The organism is Hymenobacter volaticus, from assembly GCF_022921055.1.
In the GTDB taxonomy this organism is placed as follows: Bacteria; Bacteroidota; Bacteroidia; order Cytophagales; family Hymenobacteraceae; genus Hymenobacter; species Hymenobacter volaticus.
In genome coordinates, this window is sequence record NZ_CP095061.1 from 1009126 (window position 1) to 1027939 (window position 18814).

Here is an 18814-nt window from a genome sequence, read left to right on the forward strand (position 1 = left end):
CACTATCATCCAAAGAATACTTCTTGGAATCTTATGGGGCGTAGCCTTTAACTAGACCGGCCTGTGGATTTTGGGAAGCAGAGCGTTAGTAGTCGGGGTTTTGAAGGCCAAGCTTAATAAATGCGCGAGCCCGTAATGGTTTACCTGGGCTATAGAGAACTGGTGTGAATTGTTGAGGTGAAGAATATATAGATTATATTGGCCTATTGCGGGTTGAAGCGCTGTAGTAAAGGGTTTCTGCTCGGGTCTTTCCACGTCTTTTCTGATCTGAATGCAAGCACGCTTACTATCCCACAAAACACTATTCCGGTATTTCCTGGCAGTACTAACAGGAACTGTATTAAGCATTAGTTCTACTTCAGGCCAAGTAAACACGTACACGTTTACACCCGTAGGCGGCACGTTTACGCCCTTAACCGGAGCCACGCCCGTGCCAGTGTTGCAAGAAGACGATGCTTTGTCGCCGGCAATTCCTATTGGTTTCCCCTTCACCTATGATGCCACTGTATTCACGCAGTTGCAGGCATCTTCCAACGGCTTTATAACCTTTAATACAGCCAACTTAGAAGCCGGACAATCCAACAACCTAACTACCGCTTCCCCTTGCGTCCGCTGCTTGCTCCCCTCTGGGACGATCTGAGCGGCTTGGGTGGCACAGCTGCGTACGCAACTACGGGCACGGCGCCCAACCGAGTTTTCACGTTTGAGTGGCGCAATTTCCTTTGGGACTTTGATGCTACCGCGCCCAGCGTATCGTTTCAGGTGAAACTCTACGAAGGCTCCAACAACATCGAATACATTTATCGGCCGGAAGGCGGGGTTCTGAGCGTACCATCTGCTTCTATTGGCCTGGGAGGAACCGGTTCAGGAGCGGGTAGCTTCTTGGCTCTCAACAACGCCTCGGCCGCTCCGAGTGCCAGTTCCACTGCCGATCCGCGCAACATTGCTACCGTGCCAGCGTCCGGGCAGATATACCGGTTTGTGCCACCGACTGTTATTTGTGGCACTCCTCGTAATGTTGTGGTAAGTTCCATCAGCAACACTTCTGCAACCGTCAGCTTTGTGGGCGGGCTGGGCAACAACAGCTACACGGTTACTTACACCCCAATGGGTGGCACGGCTACTACCGTTACGCCCGCGCCTACTAGTTCGCCTTTTATTGTTTCGGGCCTTACGCCTGGTACGGCCCATACGCTTACAATACAGCCCGTTTGCGCCAGTGGTACACTAGGTAATGTACTGACTACTACCTTCACAACCAGTGCTATAGCAGCTCCCCTCAACGATGACCCGTGTGCCGCTACGGTACTGCCAGCGCCATCGACTGCTGGGGCTCCGGTTAGTGCTACCAATGTGGGCGCTACCACTACCATCGGCAGCGTGGCTTCTGGCTACACCAACCCACCGCCCATGGGATGCGGTGTTGCCGTCAATCCGAAGGACGTGTGGTTCCGTTTCACTACCAATTTTACCGGGGCAGGCAGCACTAGCGTAGGTATAATTACCACGGGTAGCGCGGCGGGTTCTGTTCGGGTGTTTTCTGCTGCATCGTGCTCCTCGGGCTTCAAGCAAGTGGCGTGCAAAGGCGGCGAAACCAACAACTCACCTGCGGGCTCCCTGAACGTCACGGGCCTTACGCCTAACACTGTATACTACATTGCAGTGGCGCCATACGCTACCTCCGACGTGCAAGGCCCATTCACCATTGGCCTGAGTAGCACGGTGCTGGGTACGCAACAACAACTTGCCAAAGGGGAAGTAACGGTGTTTCCTAACCCCACCAGCACTGGCCAGCTAACCGTGCGCGTAAGCGGTGCCAATGCCTTAATCACAGCGCAGGCTACGCTGCTTAACACGCTAGGCCAAACCGTAGCAGAGCGCACACTCGCAGTTCGGGGTGGCATGGCCGAGCAGTCGTTTAACACCGCTGCGCTAGCCAAGGGCATTTACCTGCTCCGCCTGCAAGCCGGTAACCAAACCGTGGTTCGGAAAGTGGTAGTGGATTAAGGGTAATTAGGAATTTCACTCAATAGCACAGGCAGCACCCGGACAGGTGCTGCCTGTGCTGTTTACGACACTTACTGAAATTCAAACTTGAGAGAAGTAGCAAGAATAGGATGGAAGTAGCTTATAGATAAGAGAAAATGCTGCCTTACGCAGTGTCATCTATCATCTGGTGGCAACCTAGTTTCTCGTTGTAAAGAAAAAAGGTGGCTCCCACACGGGAGCCACCTTTTTTCTTGGTCCTGACTTAGCTTGTTTATTGCTTCATTAGTCTCACAACGGTAGTGCCTTCTGGCATCTCTAGGTGGAGTTGATACACTCCGGTGCTGAGTTTGCTGAGGTCAAGTGAATGTTGCAGTGGAGCGCCGACTTTGTTGAGCGCAGCCCGCTCGACGGTGCGACCAAGCGCGTCAGTAACGCGCAGGGTTATGGTACCACGCTGCGCATTATCAATACTCACTTGGAACAAGCCGTTGCTTGGGTTCGGGTACACCTGCACACCGCGCATTAGTGCTGCATCCTTATTGCCAAGTACCGCTACAGTCACACAGCTTTCATTGGAGTAAGCAGAAACTCCTGTAGCATTAATAGCCCGGATGCGGTAACAGTACACACCGTTAGCACCACTGATTTGGTCGGTCGTGAACGTGGTATTGGCAGACACAGTAGCCACCGGTTGGAACGTCCTGTTGTTTGCGCCCGTCCGCTCGATCTGGTAGCCCGTCTCGTTGGTGGCGTTGTCTAGCCACACCAAGTTAACGTTGGCAACATTGTTAGTTACGCCGTTGAGTAGAGCAGTTAGGGCCGTCGGAACGGCTGGTACTTCGCCCACAGTGCAGAGTTCGAGGCTCCAACCCGTGATTGTGCCGCCGTTGCCGGGCGTATTGTCGGTTACAGTCAGGGTCCAGGCGCCAGTGGCGGGGTCGTTTAGCAGTGGGGCAAGCGAATTGGCTGGCCGGTACGTAGGGCTGCCCGTGAGCGGGCAGGTTAGGGCCGATGTAGCTGCGTCACTCAGATTCAGGTTGATGTTAGCGGTGCCTGGGCAAGCATTAGCGAGAAGCACTACGGTGCGGCCAGCTGGGTTGGTGAGGGAAATGGTGAGTTCACCAACATTAGGATGCGTGATAGCCAAGTTGCGAATACGGATGTCGCCTACCCGCTCCCCATTTTGCACATTTATCACCGATCTGACGGTGTTGGCAGTAGCCGCCGAAATAGTTACCGGTACCTGCGTCGCCGCAGTCGTGGAGCATAGCAACGCGCCTATTTCAAACGCAGTAGCAGGCGAGTAGGGAGCAGCACCGCACGTATTGACCCCGCGCACACGCCAGTAGTACGTGGTACCCGTAGTCAGATTGATGGCAGGAGGCGTATCGCTGGTTGTGGTAATGCCGCCCTGCGTGAGGAGCACGGTTGTGAAGTTGGCATCAGTCGCAACCTGCAACTCATAGGCCACGGCATCGGGCACGGCGTTCCAGGTGAAACGAGGCCGCGGCCCTACTCGACTTCCAGCCGCTGGGCTAACCGGTACGGCAGCTTCAGTGGCGATAGGCAACACTCGGAAAGAAAACTGTTGTGCTTGACTTTCCGTCCCGCTGGTGCCCGTGAAGGCAATAGTATAGAAGCCCGCAGGCGTGGCGCTAGTAGACGTGATGGTGGCCTGCACCGTATTGCCCACCGGAGAATTATCATTGTTGAAACTCACCGCAACGCCGGCTGGCAGATTGGTAGCCGATAAAGCTACCGTGCCGGTGAAGCCCTGAAGGGACCCAATGGCAACGGGTACGGTAAGAGAACTGCCAACGCAAAACGACGAAGCCTGGGTGGTGGTTGGGCTTAGGAAGAAGGTTGGCGCGCCGCTGTTGCGAATCGTGAAGTTCTGGTTGGAAAGATCAAAGAAGATATTGCCCGAAGCCTGCACCTTAATACGGGCCGTAGTGGTGGTTGCCACTGTGGTTGGTACCATTACGTTCTCGAATCCGTCGTTGGGGGTATTGGCCAGCAACACCGTGGGGAAAGTGAGGCCGCCATCGGTGGAAAGCAGAATATCCACATTGGCGGCGCTGATGGGCGCGGCCGTTGTGTTAGCTACATCCCAAATCACTTGCTGAGGCGCACCTGCCTGCCACGAGGCCGTAGCAACGGTTGGTACCGTCACCAAGAAAGGGCCCGCCGCTCCCGACACCACCACGTTCATTGAGTCGTAATCGACACCTCCGCCGGTAGCACGGTTATCGCGCCCAACCAAGCGGAAGATCAGGCGGCGCGAGTAAGATGGCAGAATCTCGCCAATGGTGGACGTATTTGCCAGCAAGTCGGAAAGGCGCGGAAAAGTGCGAACTGGGCTGTTTACCGGCGCGAAAACCCGGAAAATAGGAGCGTCGCCAACTGGTGCCGTAGGAGTTCCTGCAGGACCTAGATTGAACTGCTCCCATGAATAAGTGAGAGCATCGTTTTCGGCATCAGTAGCCGAGCCCGTGAGTGTAAATGGAGTGCCTATTGGAATTCGGTAGTTGGCACCCGCATTCACAACTGGGGCATTATTGCCAGTAGCCGTATTTACACTGCAGTTTCCAGTTCCATTTACATAAGCAATGATCTGGTCGTAGCTCCGGCTATGAAAGTAAGGGTCGCTATTGGGTTGCGTGTTCTGCGGAGGGCAGATACCGGCATAAGCCATAATGGTAGTGCCACTACCCGGCTCGTAAGCTGAAGTAGCCGAGCGGTTATTGCCCGCGCAACTACCTGTGCTGCCGTTGAAGGTATGATCTCCACCAAACTGGTGCCCCATTTCGTGCGCCACATAGTCGATATCGAATGCATCGCCGGTGGGGTTGGGCAGGCCAGTGGAACCACTAGCTTTCTGGCCGGCGCGGCAAACCACCCCTAAACCTGCTATGCCGCCATCGGCAGTGTTGAAGATGTGGCCTATATCGTAGTTGGCCGTGCCAATGAGGCTGTCAACTACCACTTGGTTGCGGGATAATGTTGCACTGTTGCTTAAGTTGCTATAGCGGTCTGTGGCAGGGTCCAAGAAAATGAGCGTATCCGTTCGAGGAATCAACACCAAGCGAATAGCTAACTCTTTCTCGTATACTCCACTTACCCGGTTCACCGAGGCTACAATGGCTGCCAACGTGCTTGCCTTCGTGCCGCCTTTTGCAATAGCATACTCACCAGTACAGGCCATAGCCAAACGGTAGGTGCGCAGGGTAGCCCCGTTAGGCAGACGCCCCGCCGTAGGAGCAGGAAGCACGGGGGCCGAACCAGTGGCAACGCACGCCCAACTCTGAGTGCCCTGGCTCATGCTGCTTCTATTGAATACAAGGTGCTGCACCGTGTTGCCGTCGGCGGCTGGGTCTATAAATACGGTGCGGCTGGCTCCCTGAATCATAGCGTGAAAGCCTGCCGGCGACACATCCAGCCGCACACTGGCGGTAGCATCGTCGAGGCTTTGGCCCACGTACGTTTTAATCATTGGATAGCGGGCTGCTAGCCGCGGGTCCATCACGGGCACCTGCGCCATCCGATAACGCTCGGAGGTACCGTTGGGCAGCGGCAAGGAAATAACCGTAGTGGAATTGCGCAGTCGGGCTTCGGAGGGAGCACCCGCTAGTGCTGCTCGCAGAGCGGGTAACTGCACACTTACGGCGCGGTACTGGCTTAGCGCTTGCGTAGTAGCGCGAGAGGCCGCTGGCAGTGGGCCAGTGGCATCGGACCATAGCACCCGTTGCGCAGTAGCCGCGAACGGGGTTCCGGCTACTACTAGCAAAGCTCCAACAAGGGCCTGCTGCCAAGCACGCCGCGAGAAAGTAAAAGCTGATAGCATAGAAAGAAGAAAAAGTGACGAACTAAAGAAACACAGTCCTATTGTATGAAACTAAGTTACTGTTTTTCGATTGCCATACGGCCGAACTAGGCTGGATATTAAGTAGAAGAAAAAGCATTGTAGCTCTTCCTTGGAGTTAGAGTTCAGGAAGCGTAACGGCATCCTGCAATTGAGAAACGCACCGCACTCCTAGCAGCAAACCAAAGCAACAGTCCCAGCAATGCATCATTCAACTATAGATAGACATTGCAGGCACAAGGATGCCTGCCACATCCATTAAATTGCTAGGACAGCATTATAAAGAAGATTTCATGGCTGCTCTTACACTACAGCGCCCAGCTTAGTTGGTAAGCTGGGCGCTGTAGTTGACAAGGGTTGTAAGCCTTAGCTTACGTGGCAAGAGCGCAGCATCTTGATCCACGTTTTCCTACTCAATGATCTTGTGCAGTGCTTCACATTTGTCTGATGCAAGCTTTTAGCCACTGTTCTTGCTGATTTACAGTTGAAATTTTCCGTAGTACTTTGTTGCTTGAACAGCATCGGAGGGTAGTACGCCGCGGTACGTGTCGCCAGATCCTTTCCTCTTTGCCTTCCTGCCCGATGACTTGCCTAACCAGGCCGCTAATACTACTCCAGCGCCTACCGCTACCGCAGCCGTTACGGCCGGGTGCAAGGCAGCAGTGGTATAAAGACTGGTTTCGCGGGTGTGGCCGTCGTAGTTGCCGCGGGCCTCTAGTTTGCCGGTAGGACCATCAAGGCCGTTGTTGTCGAGCGCGCCAGCTGGGTATTCCGCTTGCTCCTGCTTCACAAACACGTTTTCCATAAACTTGTCAAGCAGGCGAGGTACCCAGTGGTTCATGGTTTCCATCATCTTGCCACCCCCACCTACTGTTACTTCGCGCGTTGGCGTTTCGGCGGCGTGCACTATAGCCCGCGCTACAGTTTCAGGAGCATAGGCCGGAGGGGCATGCTTGGCTTCACGCTCCATAAAGTTCTTGGCGTGCAGTGGGTAGGGCGTATCAATAGCGGCTGGCTTGATGAGCGTAACCGAAATGGGTGCCTCATCTAGCTCCAATTCCATACGCAAACCGTCCGTGAAGCCTTTTACGGCGTGTTTGCTGGCACTGTAGATGCTTTGCAAGATGGCCGTGGTTTCCGACAAGATGCTGCCCACGTTGATAATGGCCCCACCCCGTTGCTTAAGGTGCTTTGCAGCCTCCAACGACCCGTATATCAAGCCCCAAACGTTGGTTTCAAACAGCTTGCGCATGTCTTCAATAGGCACTTCTTCGAGCTTGCCATAAATAGAGACGCCGGCATTATTAACCCAGGTGTCGAAACCACCGAACTGCTCTTGAGCCACTTGTGCAATGCGTTGTACTTCCTCTTGGCTGCTCACGTCGGCTACTACGTAGGTGGCCTGGCCGCCGTCTTCCTGTATTTCGCTGGTTAGCTGTTGAAGTGCTTCCTCACTGCGGGCTGCCAGTACTAGCTTGGCACCCTTCTTGGCCGCCATACGCGCCGTAACCAATCCAATGCCCGACGAGGCACCGGTAATTACGACAACTTGTTGAGAAAGCTTTTTTAGGTTAGTTTTCATAGGTTGTAGGTAGGATGAGTTCAGTAAGGGAGTACGATGAATGCTGGGCTTAGATACAATAAGACCTTGTCATCAAGCTTGCTACTCCTATGCTCCAGTCTTCTTGGTTGATGAGTTTAGACCGGATAGCCTTAACCTAACAAGCATAATAAAAGCCCTTAAGAAGAGCTCTTCTTAAGGGCTTTTATTATTATCATTTACTGTTTTGACTTCAAACGTCGTTCTTGACGAGCACCACTTGGGCTTTATCGGCTGTGCTAATACGGCGACGGAAGTCTTGGTATGCAGGATATTCAGAGCGGGCAAACCGAGTGCGAGGCATTAGCAGCCGGCGCACGTACATCAGCGTACCATCAGGAAGCGCCTGTACTTGGCTGGAATAGGTACCAAAAGTTGTGCTGAGCTGCACGGGCGTCGGCAAACTTTCGGGCTTGAAGCCGGCTGGCACGTGAATGCGCACGGTATCGGCGTAGCTGAAGGAATTCTCGAGCCAGATGGCAGTCCGTCGCTCGCCCACACTCGGGGCAGAGCATTCCAGCGGCTAAGTAGGTTCGGGGTCAGGAAAGCGCGCTTGCCCGATACGTTTGCCCAGTTTGGCAGGGCCAATCCCAACGTCTCCGTCAGAGTTGGTACGTAGCCGCGCTTGTCGGCCGCATACGTGAGCTTACTGATGGTGAAGTTGGCCAATGGCAGGTGTTCGGCCAGCACTTTCTTTTGATCTGCCACATTCAAGGCACTCGCTAGCGCAGCGTAGTTGTCTTGTTCGAGGCCCGTGCGGCGCGTTCGGATAGAGGCAGTGGCGCTGCCCTTCTCGTCTAAATACACATCGGCGAGCCGTTCACGCCGATTGTCGGAAGCGCCGTAGCGGGGCGTGCGCACTAGCTTTCCACCTTGCGGCGTGACTAGCAAGGCGTGGCGGTTGCCAGTGAAGCTGCTCATGTAGCCGAAGGCATTGGTTTGGCTGGTGCATTCCAACCAAACGGTGTCGCGCTTAGCGGCTTTCTGCAGGGGCACGCACAACACGACGTGGTTGAATTGTTGGCTTGGAAACTCGGTGCGAATATCTTCTTCGTCGGCCCGTACCAGTGCGCTGTACGCCGTAACGCCGGCCGCTTTCAACAGGGCTTGGCAGTAGTTGGTAAGGGCTTTGCAGTCGCCGTAGCCGTTGGCAGCCACGCTCGAAGCCGGAAACGTCTGCCAGCCACCAATCCCTAGCTGCACCGACACGTACCGCGTGTTGGCTTGCAGCCACTCGTATACTTTCTTGATGCGTGCCCGCTCGTCGGCTTCACCTTCTACTAGCGCGGCTATTTTGGCTTGTAAGGCAGCGGGCAGTTCATCGCGCCCTATGTTCAACTGGTAGTTCCAAAGGCCTAGTGTTTGCCAAGACGTGAGCGTGCCCAAGTGGCCCTGCACTTCGAACTGGCTAGGTGCAGTGAATACTGTGGGTGTCGTCTCCGACACGGGCGGGCCATCGGGCTCTTCCTCTACAGCCGCCAAATTCTGCACCCGCCACTCGTAGGCTTGTAGCCCACCGGCCTGCGTGCTCCGCGCTACGGCAGTGCCAGTAGGCAGGTCTCGCTCCAGGTAGCGCAACGGCAGTTCAGTAGGCGTCAAGACCCGAAACACGGCGTGCTCTACCGCCACCTGCTCGGTTGGCTGGGGTTGCCAAGTGGAATAGAAAAGGGTGTTGGTGGAATTGATTTCGTGTTCGAATTCCACTGTGTACGGGTACTGTGGCTGGCGCAAGTCGGCAGTACGGCCCCGCCCATCACTGGCCAAGCTAAAGCCATCCGACAACGACACGTCCCTAATATCTGAGGCCTTGAGCGTGCGCAGTAAGCGGCCATCGGCATCGTACACGAAGCCACGTAGGTAGCCCACCGTATTCAACTGGTCATAGTACACCACTTCAGTAGCAAACCGAGAGCCTGCTTCATCGAAAATGGTAACGGCGCGCCGCTCGGTTTCAATGGTCCGTCCCGCTGATTTCACCAGCAAGGTTTCTTCGGACAGGCGAACTACCGCGTGTGCGTTTTCGCGCAACGCAGCGGGTATGTCGGCCACCGGATACTTGGGGGCCGAACCAGCCAGCACGTTGACTGCTAGCAGGCTCGTGCCCAGAAACACGCCAAACCCGCGGCCTGGCTTTAGGGAGTCAAGGAAACAACTCATGATTTCTTCTTCAACACAATTTGCTCGGTCTGCTTGGCTACTACCAGCCGGTAGAATTCGCGCAGCGTGGCATATTCTTCGGCCGAATACACCGGCCGGCTCAGATTAAGCCGACTCATAATCTGAATGGTAGCGCCGGATGGTTGCGCCTGAAACAGGAACCGGCCACCATCGTCGGGCAAAGCAAGAGAAGCGGCTTTTGGTAATTCTTCCACTTCGTAGCCGGCGGGCAGCGTGAGCGTCATCACCAGCGTCTCGTCCATTGCAAAGCCAAAGTCCACCGGAAACTTGCGGTCTTCGTGCACGAAGGGGTTGCGGGAATTGCCGAAGTGCTGTAAGGGCTTGAGATACAGTACGCCAGCTGGCGCGTCGCCTCCAGCAGCAGTCAGCTCGTAGTCAAAGGTTAGGGGTTTATCGAGAACATCGCGCTGGCTGAATTGATACTTACTTAAGTTCCAGCCTTCGCGCCCGTGCAGCAATTCTTCTACAAACTTCTTCTCGCCTTTTTCAGTTAGCCGCGTGCGTTGGTGCAAGCCTGCGTAGCCACTGTGCTCGGAGTGTACCTTGCCGGTATAGCCGCCTTTGTCGTCTAGAGTAAGCTGAATCTGCTGATACTCCGTCATGCGCTGCTGGGGTACCAAGCTCACCCAGCGCGACTCGGCAGCTTTCGGCATGATGAGGCGCCCTGTACCGTTGAGGCAGCGTGTGGGCAGCATACCGCACGGCAGCAATTCCTCGGTGGCGTCAATCATTAGTTCTTTGCCTTCAGGCAGTGCCACGTGCGCTATCACGTAGTTGAAGCGTGAAAGCAGTGGCATAAATTCTTGGTTGACCATACCGTGGCTACGAGTGCTCAGCAGCACCGGATTGGCTTGAAAACCCGCCTCACGCAACGCAGCAATCAGCAGCAAGTTTACGTCGGCGGCCGTGCCACGGTGCTGGTCGTAGGCCTTGCGGATGGTACTGGTGCTGTAGAGTCGGTCGGTGCCATCGTATTTCACGGCCTTGCGCACCAGGGCATGAATAGCCGCTATGCGAGTCGCGGGTTCCTTTTCCTTGGCCAGCAACGGCGTAAGCTGCTCTTTCAGAAAGCCGCCTCGCTTGAGTTGCGTCCCGAAGGTTTCACTGGCCAGCAACTCTTCGTTAATTTTCTCCCAGCTGTCGGCTACTGCCCGATACGGTTCCCCTTCCCAACGGACCCCGGCCAACTCGAAGTCGATGCGCGAGATGTAGTTTCGGGAAGTGGTCATGAAAGGTTCGTCCCGGAAGGCGGGCACGTCTTTCGTCGCCCAACGGTGCGTTTTGAGAGGTACGTTGACGGTAGTACTGCTGCCCGCAACACGCTGGGTGTTGAAGCCACCCCCCACATAACCGCCGCCTTCTCGCACGGTTACTTGCATAGCGCTTTCTGAGTGCTCGACCACCGAGGGTGCCACGTAGCCTTGCATCAGCATCTTGTAATCGAAGTACGTCGGAATAGAGGCCCGGTATTCGCTCCACCGCACCGGAATAGTATGCTGAAACTGCCAGTCCTGGAAGTTGAAGGTGAAGTCGGACAGCACAGTGTAGGAGTATTCGATAACAGAACCTTCACGCACGTTGGGTAGCGTAAACTTGCGCATCGTGACGTTGGAACTAGCTTCTTCGCGGAAGATGGTAGCGTCAAACTTCTCTTTTGCTACTTCCTTGTTCACTAAGTTGTACGTGAAGCCCCGCACGTTCGTGAGCTTTTCTTCTTGGTTGTTCTGGTGGTAGAGCGGTACCTCTACCGTTGCCCATTCGTACCCCGCTTTGCTTAGGATTTTGATGCGCGTAACCCGGTCGAACACCACCCGAAAGTCACCATCGACGTACTCGAAGCGGGAGCGGCCGTAGTCGCAAAGCACTACGGCTTCGGCGGCACTGTCAGCTACAAAGCGCTGCGAGTCGAAATCTTCGAGATTGGGCTTGCCGAATTTGATAGGATCTGCCTGGCCTAGTGCTGGTAGCGTGGCTGCACTACCAAGTGCAAGCAACGGCGCAAGGCGGTAGAATACAAATTTTTTCATATAGTAGATAGTGAGGAAAAAGCAAAGGCGATGCTGCTTCCTGCCATAGGCAGGAAGAAAGAGTAGTATAATTTAGGTTAGGTCAGAGCGGTAAAAAGACGAAATTCGAATAGCTAGGGATACCTTATACTCAAATAAGCTGAGCAATTTAAAGATGAAAATTAGATGAATTTAATTCTTGATATAATTTATTTCTATAAGCATATGGCAACTGTTATTCAGCGAGACAGAAGCATACAGTACTTGCCTTATCTAGTGGCGCTAAATCGTCCCTATTTCCTGCGTACGACCAGCATTTCCGCACATTTGGAAGCCGCTCGCTGGTGTATTTCGCGGAGTGCGGCGTATTCCTCGGGGCTGTAATCAGCCTTTGAGAGCTGGAGCCGGGTCGCTATCTGAATGGTTTCCGGGCCGATCTGACTGGCCTGATAGGAAAACCGCCCACCGCCGTTTGGTAGCGCCAGCAGTATGTTAGCCGGTAGTTCCTGCACCGTGAAGTTTGCTGGCAACGTCAGCGTCACTAAGCCCGTGTATTCACGTGGCATACCCAAGTTCACAGGATAGATGCGGCTTTCGGATTTGAAAGGGTGGGGCATCATGTCCACTGCTTTGAGTAGCGGTAGATAAAACATGGCCGCATCTGGGTTGTCGCTAGGGAAGTTTAGGTTTAATTCAACGGCCAAGGGCTTGCGTAGCGAGTCGAGGGCAACCAGCTTCACGGCAGCGGGTTGCCAATCACTCCAGCGGTGGCTGATGCGTCCTAAGTAGTCGCCCGTGAAACTCTCGCGTATTTGGCGGCGCGCTTCGAGCCCAGCATATCCTCCATATTCCAGCTTAACAGTGCCTTCCAACGAGCCTTGCGGCGTGAGACGCATTTTGGCGCTTTGATATTGCACGTGGCTCGCGGCGGGTTTTAGTGGCAGCCACCGTCCGGAGGCATCAGCGAGGCAGCCTTGACCGTTGAGGCAGCGTTCGGGCAAAAACCCAAGCGGCAACTGCGGCTCGGTGGCATCAAGCAGCACGTCGGGTTGATTGGGCAGTATAAGGTGAGCAGCTACGTAGTTGAACTGCGTGATAACCGGCAAATTAGTTTGTACCTGCCCGTGGTCGCGGGTACTAAGCAGGAGGGGAGTGGCTTGCAAACCGGCTTGACGCAGGGTCTGCACGAGCAGCAAGTTTATATCGGCCGCGTTGCCAAGGTGCTTCTCAAACGTCCGACGCAGAGGCTGCGACACAAATAAGCGCGGCTGTCCGTTGTACTGAACGCTACGTTGCACTAAGGCCAGTACGGCCGCTGCCCGAGCAGCTGGATCGGCGTATTTGGCTTGGATAACCTTGGCTTCGGCAGCTAGGGGCGCTGGAGAAGTTATTGCTTTGCCGAATTCTTCGTCTTCGTTTAGCGTCTTCCACAGAGTTTCCCACTTGCCACTGAGGTCGTGGTAATCTTTGCCAGTGAAGTCGCTGCCGGCCAACTCGAAGTGCACACTGCGCACATAGTCGTGTGGGGTAGTCATGAATGGCTCCGACCGAAACGCTGGCACGTTCTTCATAACCCACCGCAACTGCATTGCCTGCCCGGAAATGCGCGCATCTTTATTGGGTCCCAAGCCGGACTCTGCCGACATGTTATAGTTGGTGCTGTACGGTACCGTCGTGTTTTCCTGCACCGCGAACGGTAAGTAGCCTCGGGTAACGGACTTATAATGGTAAAACTGTGGGATAACCGCTCGGTACTCGCTCCAGCGCACCGGAATGCTATGCTCGAACTGCCAGCCCTGAAGATTGAATACAAAATCAGAGGTGATCGTGTAAGTGAATTCGACTATGGAGTTCTCTCGCACATTGGGCATGGTAAACGATACCTGCAAGTGATTCTTGTCGAGCTTTTCCTTGAAGACCGGCTCGGAGCTGAGCTTCACCTGCGAAACCTGACCATTCTGCAAATTGTACGTGAAGCCTTTCAGGTTGGTCAGGCGTTCGGAACTGCCGTCTTTGGTGTAGAGTGGCACCTGTACCGTAGCCCACTCATAGCCAGACTTACGGTTGATGCGCAGCCGCGCAGTCCGCTCGAATACCACTTGAAAACGGTCGTTTGAGCCAACAATCTTGCTGTTGCCAAAGTCGCACAAGTATTCGGCTTCGGCCGCTGCTGTATCCGTGGCAGCAGGTGGATTGGCGAAGTCAGCAGGCAATACCTTGCCGAACTGAATCGGCATGTTGGTGATTTTCTGCGCGGTAAGAGGTCCTGCTAACAATAAGCAGGCAATTAGGACTCGCATACAGCGAGCAGTAAGAAGGAGCATAAGATAGGAGAGGCGAATAGTGCAGTTTTTTTCGCCTAATAAAAGATAGTAGGGAGGTTGGGCAGTCTAAAGGTGCAATAAAACGAATTATCTAACAAATATTGTATATATTATACTTATTATAAGTTTAGTGCTTTGCTAGAGGCTGATTTTTTACCCCGAATAGCAGATATACAACAGCGATTATTGTAAGGGCCATACTCAAGCCATGCACATAGGGCAAGTGCTCGATCTGGTTGGAGAATATCCAACCGGCCAATAGAGCACCGAACCCGATACCAGCCTCAAGCGCGATGTACATAGTTGCCACTCCCCGGCCGCGCCTTTCAGGATGGCTTAGGTCGATGGTCCAAGCGTAGATGGCGGGAGAGTTGAGACCAGTGGCCAAGCCAAAAAGCACGGCGCCACCCAAAAAAAGCGGGATTGAGTGGGTGGCTAGCGTGAGCACTGCAAGCGCCACGGCAAGCATAATGGTGGATATTCGGAGGATGGGCAGACGACCGTACTTGTCGGAGGCGCGGCCCGCTAGCAAGCGTATGGCCAAAGAAGCCAGCGTAAAGCAAGTGTAAAATAATCCCTTGTCGGCCGCTTTCAGGCCGAGTGCCGTGCTTTGGTCGGGTACTACCGTCAGGATAGCACCGTACGGAAACAAGCACAGCAGCGTAACGATGGCCGGTTGAAATACTTGAGGCTCCAGTATCTCGTTCCATTTAAGACGCAGCAGCTTCCAGCTGAAACGTTGGCGCTGAGCTAGAGGCAGCGTTTCCGTAAGCGTGCCCTGTACCAGCAAGCTCAGCAGCGCCAGCCCCGACGAAACGTAGAAAAGGGTGTTAAGCGAAGTAGCAGCCGTGAGCCGGCTGCCTAGCGCCGGGCCAGCCGCCATGCCCAGTGAACCTGCCACGCCCAGCAAACCCATAGCTTCGCCGCGCTTATTCAGCGGAATAATATCACTAATGAAGGCTGCGGTAGCCGTGGGTTTAAATCCGGTACTAAACCCGTGCAGCAGCCGGAGCAGTAGAAAGCCCGTAACGGTAGAGGCCCACGGGTAAAAGAAGCCACAAACAAAGCAAACCAGCGAGCCAAAAACCATTACGGGTATGCGGCCTACCGTATCGGCTAACTTGCCACTGAAAGGGCGCGAAATACAGGCAGTGAGCGTGAATAGCGCAATGATAAAGCCCTTGTATTCGCCCCCGCCAAGCCGTGTCAGGTGGGCAGGTAGCTCCGGCAGCAGCATGTTGAAGCTGGCAAAGAACAAGAACGACGATAAACACATCAGCCAGAAGCCGAGCGTATACGTACGGGTAGCAGTGAGAGTGGCAGGCATGAAGTGCAAAGGTAGCAGGTAGCCACTGCGTTGGCTTTATAGCAGCCCTTCGCTAGAAGAAAAAACCGCGTTTTCACTGTGAATACCAAATTTTATAGCGAAAATCGCAAACTATAGGCTTGTTAGAGAGTTTCTACTTGCTAGCAGGACTGTTGTTCTAAACTCTTTAAAAACTCAATTCTAATGGATCAGGACCAGAATCAGAATGGTGCCGCTGATGCCCTGTCGGGTACAGGCACAGCTGTCACCGGCGCTGGCACTTCCCACGACCAGCGTACGGCCGACGGTGAGAACGCACAAACTCTAACCACGCGTCAAGGTCATCCGCTGACCAACAACCAAAACCTACGCACGGTAGGTAGCCGCGGACCGGCTACTCTGGAGAACTACCAATTTTTAGAGAAAATCAGCCATTTCGACCGGGAGCGGGTGCCTGAGCGGGTAGTGCACGCGCGTGGCGCCGGTGCGCACGGGGTGTTCGAAGCGTACGGAAAAGTAGGCGACGAGCCAATCGAGAAATACACGCGCGCCAAGCTGTTCAATACGGCTGGCAAGCAAACCCCCGTGTTTGTGCGCTTCTCGACGGTAGGCCACGGTGGTCACTCCCCGAGACGCTACGCGACCCACGTGGTTTCGCGGTGAAGTTCTACACCGAAGACGGCAACTGGGACTTAGTAGGCAACAACCTGAAGGTGTTCTTTATCCGAGACGCCATGAAGTTTCCAGACCTCATCCACTCGCAGAAACCAGACCCGGTGCATAACCGCCAGACAGGCGAGCGGATTTTTGACTTCATTGCCAACACGCCGGAGGCCATGCACATGGTTTCCTTCTTGTTCTCGCCTTGGGGCATCCCTGCCAATTATCGTCAGATGCAAGGTTCGGGTGTAAACACCTACAAGTGGGTGAACCAAGCCGGCGAAGCCGTGTTGGTGAAATACCACTGGGAGCCGTTGCAGGGCATTAAGAACCTGACTGCTTCCGAAGCGGAAGCCATTCAGGCCAAGAACTTCAACCACGCTACGCAAGACCTGTTCGAGCACATCGAAAAAGGCGACTTCCCGCAGTGGGAGCTGTGCGTGCAGATTATGAGCGACGACGAGCACCCCGAGCTAGACTTCGATCCGCTCGATGACACCAAGATCTGGCCTGAGGATCAGTTCCCCTTCCTGCCCGTTGGCAAGATGACGCTCAACCGCAACCCCGAAAACTACTTCGCTGAAGTAGAGCAGTCGGCGTTTGGTACCGGCGTATTGGTAGATGGTCTCGACTTCTCCGACGACAAAATGCTGCAGGGCCGTACCTTCTCGTACTCGGATACGCAGCGTTATCGGGTGGGCACGAACTACTTGCAATTGCCTATCAACGCGCCCAAGAAGCACGTAGCCACCAACCAGCGCGACGGTCAGATGGCGTATCATGTGGATTCGGCTCCTGGCCAGAACAACCACATCAACTACGAGCCTAGCAGCCTCAATGGCCTCAAGGAAGCCCCTCGCACTGCACCCGATCACACGCCGGAGTACACTGGCCGCCTAGTACGCCAGACGCTCGACCGCACCAACAACTTCAAGCAAGCCGGTGAGCGTTACCGTCTGCACGAAGATTGGGAGCGTGATGACCTGATCAACAACATGGTAGGAGCTCTAGCTAGTGCTAACCGCAAGGTGAGCGACAAGATGGTGGAACTGTGCACCAATTGCGACCCGGATTGGGGACGTCGTTTAGCTGAAGGTCTCGAAGCCGCTCGCGGTGGCCAATCAGCTGAAGGTGGCAACCAATACAATGAAAGCAAGGGCAGTGAAGCCGTGGCACAAGCCGAAGAAATGGCGCACGACGCTAAGCCTTACTAATGCAGGTGCTCGGTAACGCTTAACGGCGCTACTGCGAACATAAAAACAGCCTCTCTCATGTACCGACAACGGTCTGAGGGAGGCTGTTTTTTATGGCAGATGTTGCAAGGCTAAAAATTGTCGATCCCAAGTTCTACCTCCAGAATCGGATACCTGAAGTCGCTCCGTAATGCGAGGCTTCAACCTTACACTGTTTTATAGCAACGAAAAATAATTCGACGATGTGTTGTGCTTAACACACATATCTTTTCAGGTAACTTAATTAACCAAACGGTTTCGGAAACTACTCCCTTTAACTGAACAGCTAATTAATTACTGTTTATTAATTAAGGCGTTAATAAATTATGCGCTATTAATTTCCGAATATGGACCGCCATTTAATCTGTGTGATACTATCTACTATTAGGCATAAGCTCGTTTGAGCTTGCTCTTTAAACCAAGAAGTGTTCCGAAAGACTTTGACCAAAGAGGACGATATTTTTCTAGAAATACACCAATAATAGCAGAAACTATTAGAACCACGATGAGATTTTGCCACATGTGAGTGATGCTGTTTTTTTCATAACCTAAAACAACACGCGATAATATTAATAGCGGATTATGAAGTACATAAATTGGGAAAGTAAGATCGGCAACCTTACGAAATGAAGCCACCCAATTTCCAGAAGGTACTACGTGTTTGCTTAACGGCAAAAACCATAGTGCAACAGCAAAGAAGAGTCCATTGACCCAGTCAGTAACAAACTGGTTAGCAAAGAAGAGGGGCGGCGTGCCTATCGGGCGAGGAAAGATGGGTACGTAGACCACGGTGGCCACAGTCGCACACACAGCAATGAATACAAAAACCCACGATTTGGTGGGACTGATGTTAAGCTTAGGCAACCGGTATGCGGCATATCCAGCTAGCCAAATGGGCATCATTAGCAGGATTTTGGGGCCGGCAATGAAACATGCAAGCAGCAAGAGGGCAGTTGATTTCCAGCCCGTAGTGCGAAAAAACCACAAACCAAAAATTATATAGTACCAGAACTCATAGCTAAGCGACCACAACGGCGAGTTCATAGGTGGCGCCGCCGAAAAAAACCATATTTCGTTTAAGAAACTACCAGACAATATGTAACGAGGTATCGACGAACCCCTAGAGTACATAGCATGTAAGTCCGAGTTCGTGTATTGTACAATAAGCTCTGTGATACCAGTAATAAGTAGGGCAGGTAAAACCACCGAATACAGCCGGCTCAATCGGGCTTGAGCGTACTGCAGACTGCCACGATTGTTGATAGTTGTGGTATAAGCAATAACGTACCCTGAGAGCACAAAGAATACTACAACTGCGGCGTGCGATATATTAAATAATGGTGTGGTGGTACTATCCTTTTCAGGAAACCACATAATATAGGCGTGGAAAATAGCTACAATTAAAGCAGCAGATAGTCTTAAAGTATCGAGAAATAAACTCGAATTCGTGCTGATTAAACGAGGTGTTGATTTATCCATGGCGCCTCTACTAATTACAATGCTTTACCTCATAAAATCATCAGTGATTATGACAATAGTGCTGAGCTAAAGCAGTTACATTATTTCACTTCGTTAGATGCAAAATTATAAAGAAATTATTTAACATGCCCTTCGAGCATACCTTTACGGGTGTTTAGTGTAAATTTTATGTGAAAAG

General features: G+C 53.4%; 10 protein-coding genes and 1 pseudogene. 3 read left to right on the forward strand and 8 right to left on the reverse strand.

Annotation, left to right across the window (positions count from 1 at the left end; genetic code table 11):
- The first annotated feature begins 271 nt into the window (after window positions 1–271).
- A complete protein-coding gene (locus tag MUN86_RS04420; protein ID WP_245122229.1) occupies window positions 272–640 on the forward strand; it encodes an NIDO-like domain-containing protein in 369 nt (122 codons plus the stop codon).
- The gene (locus MUN86_RS04425; protein ID WP_245122231.1) at window positions 604–2007 is read left to right on the forward strand and encodes a T9SS type A sorting domain-containing protein; all 1404 of its coding nucleotides are present in this window, start codon (window positions 604–606) and stop codon (window positions 2005–2007) included. Before MUN86_RS04420 ends, MUN86_RS04425 begins: the two co-directional genes overlap by 37 nt.
- A gap of 253 nt (window positions 2008–2260) precedes the next feature.
- Here MUN86_RS04425 and MUN86_RS04430 read toward each other — a convergent pair whose 3' ends face one another.
- The 7 genes from MUN86_RS04430 to MUN86_RS04455 all read right to left on the reverse strand — a co-directional run bounded on the left by MUN86_RS04430 (window position 2261) and on the right by MUN86_RS04455 (window position 15286).
- The gene (locus MUN86_RS04430) at window positions 2261–5833 is read right to left on the reverse strand and encodes a reprolysin-like metallopeptidase (RefSeq protein WP_245122234.1); all 3573 of its coding nucleotides are present in this window, start codon (window positions 5831–5833) and stop codon (window positions 2261–2263) included.
- A gap of 496 nt (window positions 5834–6329) precedes the next feature.
- Window positions 6330–7433, reverse strand: coding sequence for an SDR family oxidoreductase (locus MUN86_RS04435; RefSeq protein ID WP_245122237.1), 1104 nt, complete (start codon window positions 7431–7433; stop codon window positions 6330–6332).
- A gap of 211 nt (window positions 7434–7644) precedes the next feature.
- Window positions 7645–7893 carry a DUF3858 domain-containing protein gene (locus tag MUN86_RS32750; protein WP_502592235.1) on the reverse strand — a complete coding sequence of 83 codons (249 nt, stop codon included), beginning with the start codon at window positions 7891–7893 and terminating at the stop codon, window positions 7645–7647.
- Window positions 7776–9608 (reverse strand): DUF3857 domain-containing protein, encoded by a 1833-nt coding sequence (locus MUN86_RS04440; protein ID WP_245122239.1) that lies wholly within the window; start codon window positions 9606–9608, stop codon window positions 7776–7778. The genes MUN86_RS32750 and MUN86_RS04440 overlap by 118 nt, the downstream gene beginning before the upstream one ends.
- A complete protein-coding gene (locus MUN86_RS04445; protein ID WP_245122242.1) occupies window positions 9605–11656 on the reverse strand; it encodes a transglutaminase family protein in 2052 nt (683 codons plus the stop codon). The genes MUN86_RS04440 and MUN86_RS04445 overlap by 4 nt, the downstream gene beginning before the upstream one ends.
- 272 nt (window positions 11657–11928) lie before the next feature.
- The gene (locus MUN86_RS04450; protein WP_245122244.1) at window positions 11929–13935 is read right to left on the reverse strand and encodes a DUF3858 domain-containing protein; all 2007 of its coding nucleotides are present in this window, start codon (window positions 13933–13935) and stop codon (window positions 11929–11931) included.
- A gap of 151 nt (window positions 13936–14086) precedes the next feature.
- Window positions 14087–15286, reverse strand: a complete 1200-nt coding sequence (locus MUN86_RS04455; protein ID WP_245122246.1) for an MFS transporter — start codon at window positions 15284–15286, stop codon at window positions 14087–14089.
- Between the two features lie 183 nt (window positions 15287–15469).
- Between MUN86_RS04455 and MUN86_RS04460 the strand changes: the two are divergent.
- A pseudogene (locus MUN86_RS04460) lies at window positions 15470–17139 on the forward strand (catalase).
- Window positions 17140–17541: 402 nt separating this feature from the next.
- Here MUN86_RS04460 and MUN86_RS04465 read toward each other — a convergent pair.
- Entirely contained in the window at window positions 17542–18636 is a 1095-nt protein-coding gene (locus MUN86_RS04465) for an acyltransferase family protein (protein ID WP_245122247.1), read from the reverse strand.
- Window positions 18637–18814 lie beyond the last annotated feature (178 nt).

Excerpts from the sequence above, each read along its gene's own strand:
- MUN86_RS04450 (WP_245122244.1), bottom strand. The coding sequence starts at position 13,935 with ATGCGAGTCCTAATTGCCTGCTTATTGTTAGCAGGACCTCTTACCGCG.
- MUN86_RS04420 (WP_245122229.1), top strand. The coding sequence starts at position 272 with ATGCAAGCACGCTTACTATCCCACAAAACACTATTCCGGTATTTCCTG.
- MUN86_RS04435 (WP_245122237.1), bottom strand. The coding sequence starts at position 7,433 with ATGAAAACTAACCTAAAAAAGCTTTCTCAACAAGTTGTCGTAATTACC.
- MUN86_RS04430 (WP_245122234.1), bottom strand. The coding sequence starts at position 5,833 with ATGCTATCAGCTTTTACTTTCTCGCGGCGTGCTTGGCAGCAGGCCCTT.
- MUN86_RS04465 (WP_245122247.1), bottom strand. The coding sequence starts at position 18,636 with ATGGATAAATCAACACCTCGTTTAATCAGCACGAATTCGAGTTTATTT.
- MUN86_RS04455 (WP_245122246.1), bottom strand. The coding sequence starts at position 15,286 with ATGCCTGCCACTCTCACTGCTACCCGTACGTATACGCTCGGCTTCTGG.
- MUN86_RS04440 (WP_245122239.1), bottom strand. The coding sequence starts at position 9,608 with ATGAGTTGTTTCCTTGACTCCCTAAAGCCAGGCCGCGGGTTTGGCGTG.
- MUN86_RS04445 (WP_245122242.1), bottom strand. The coding sequence starts at position 11,656 with ATGAAAAAATTTGTATTCTACCGCCTTGCGCCGTTGCTTGCACTTGGT.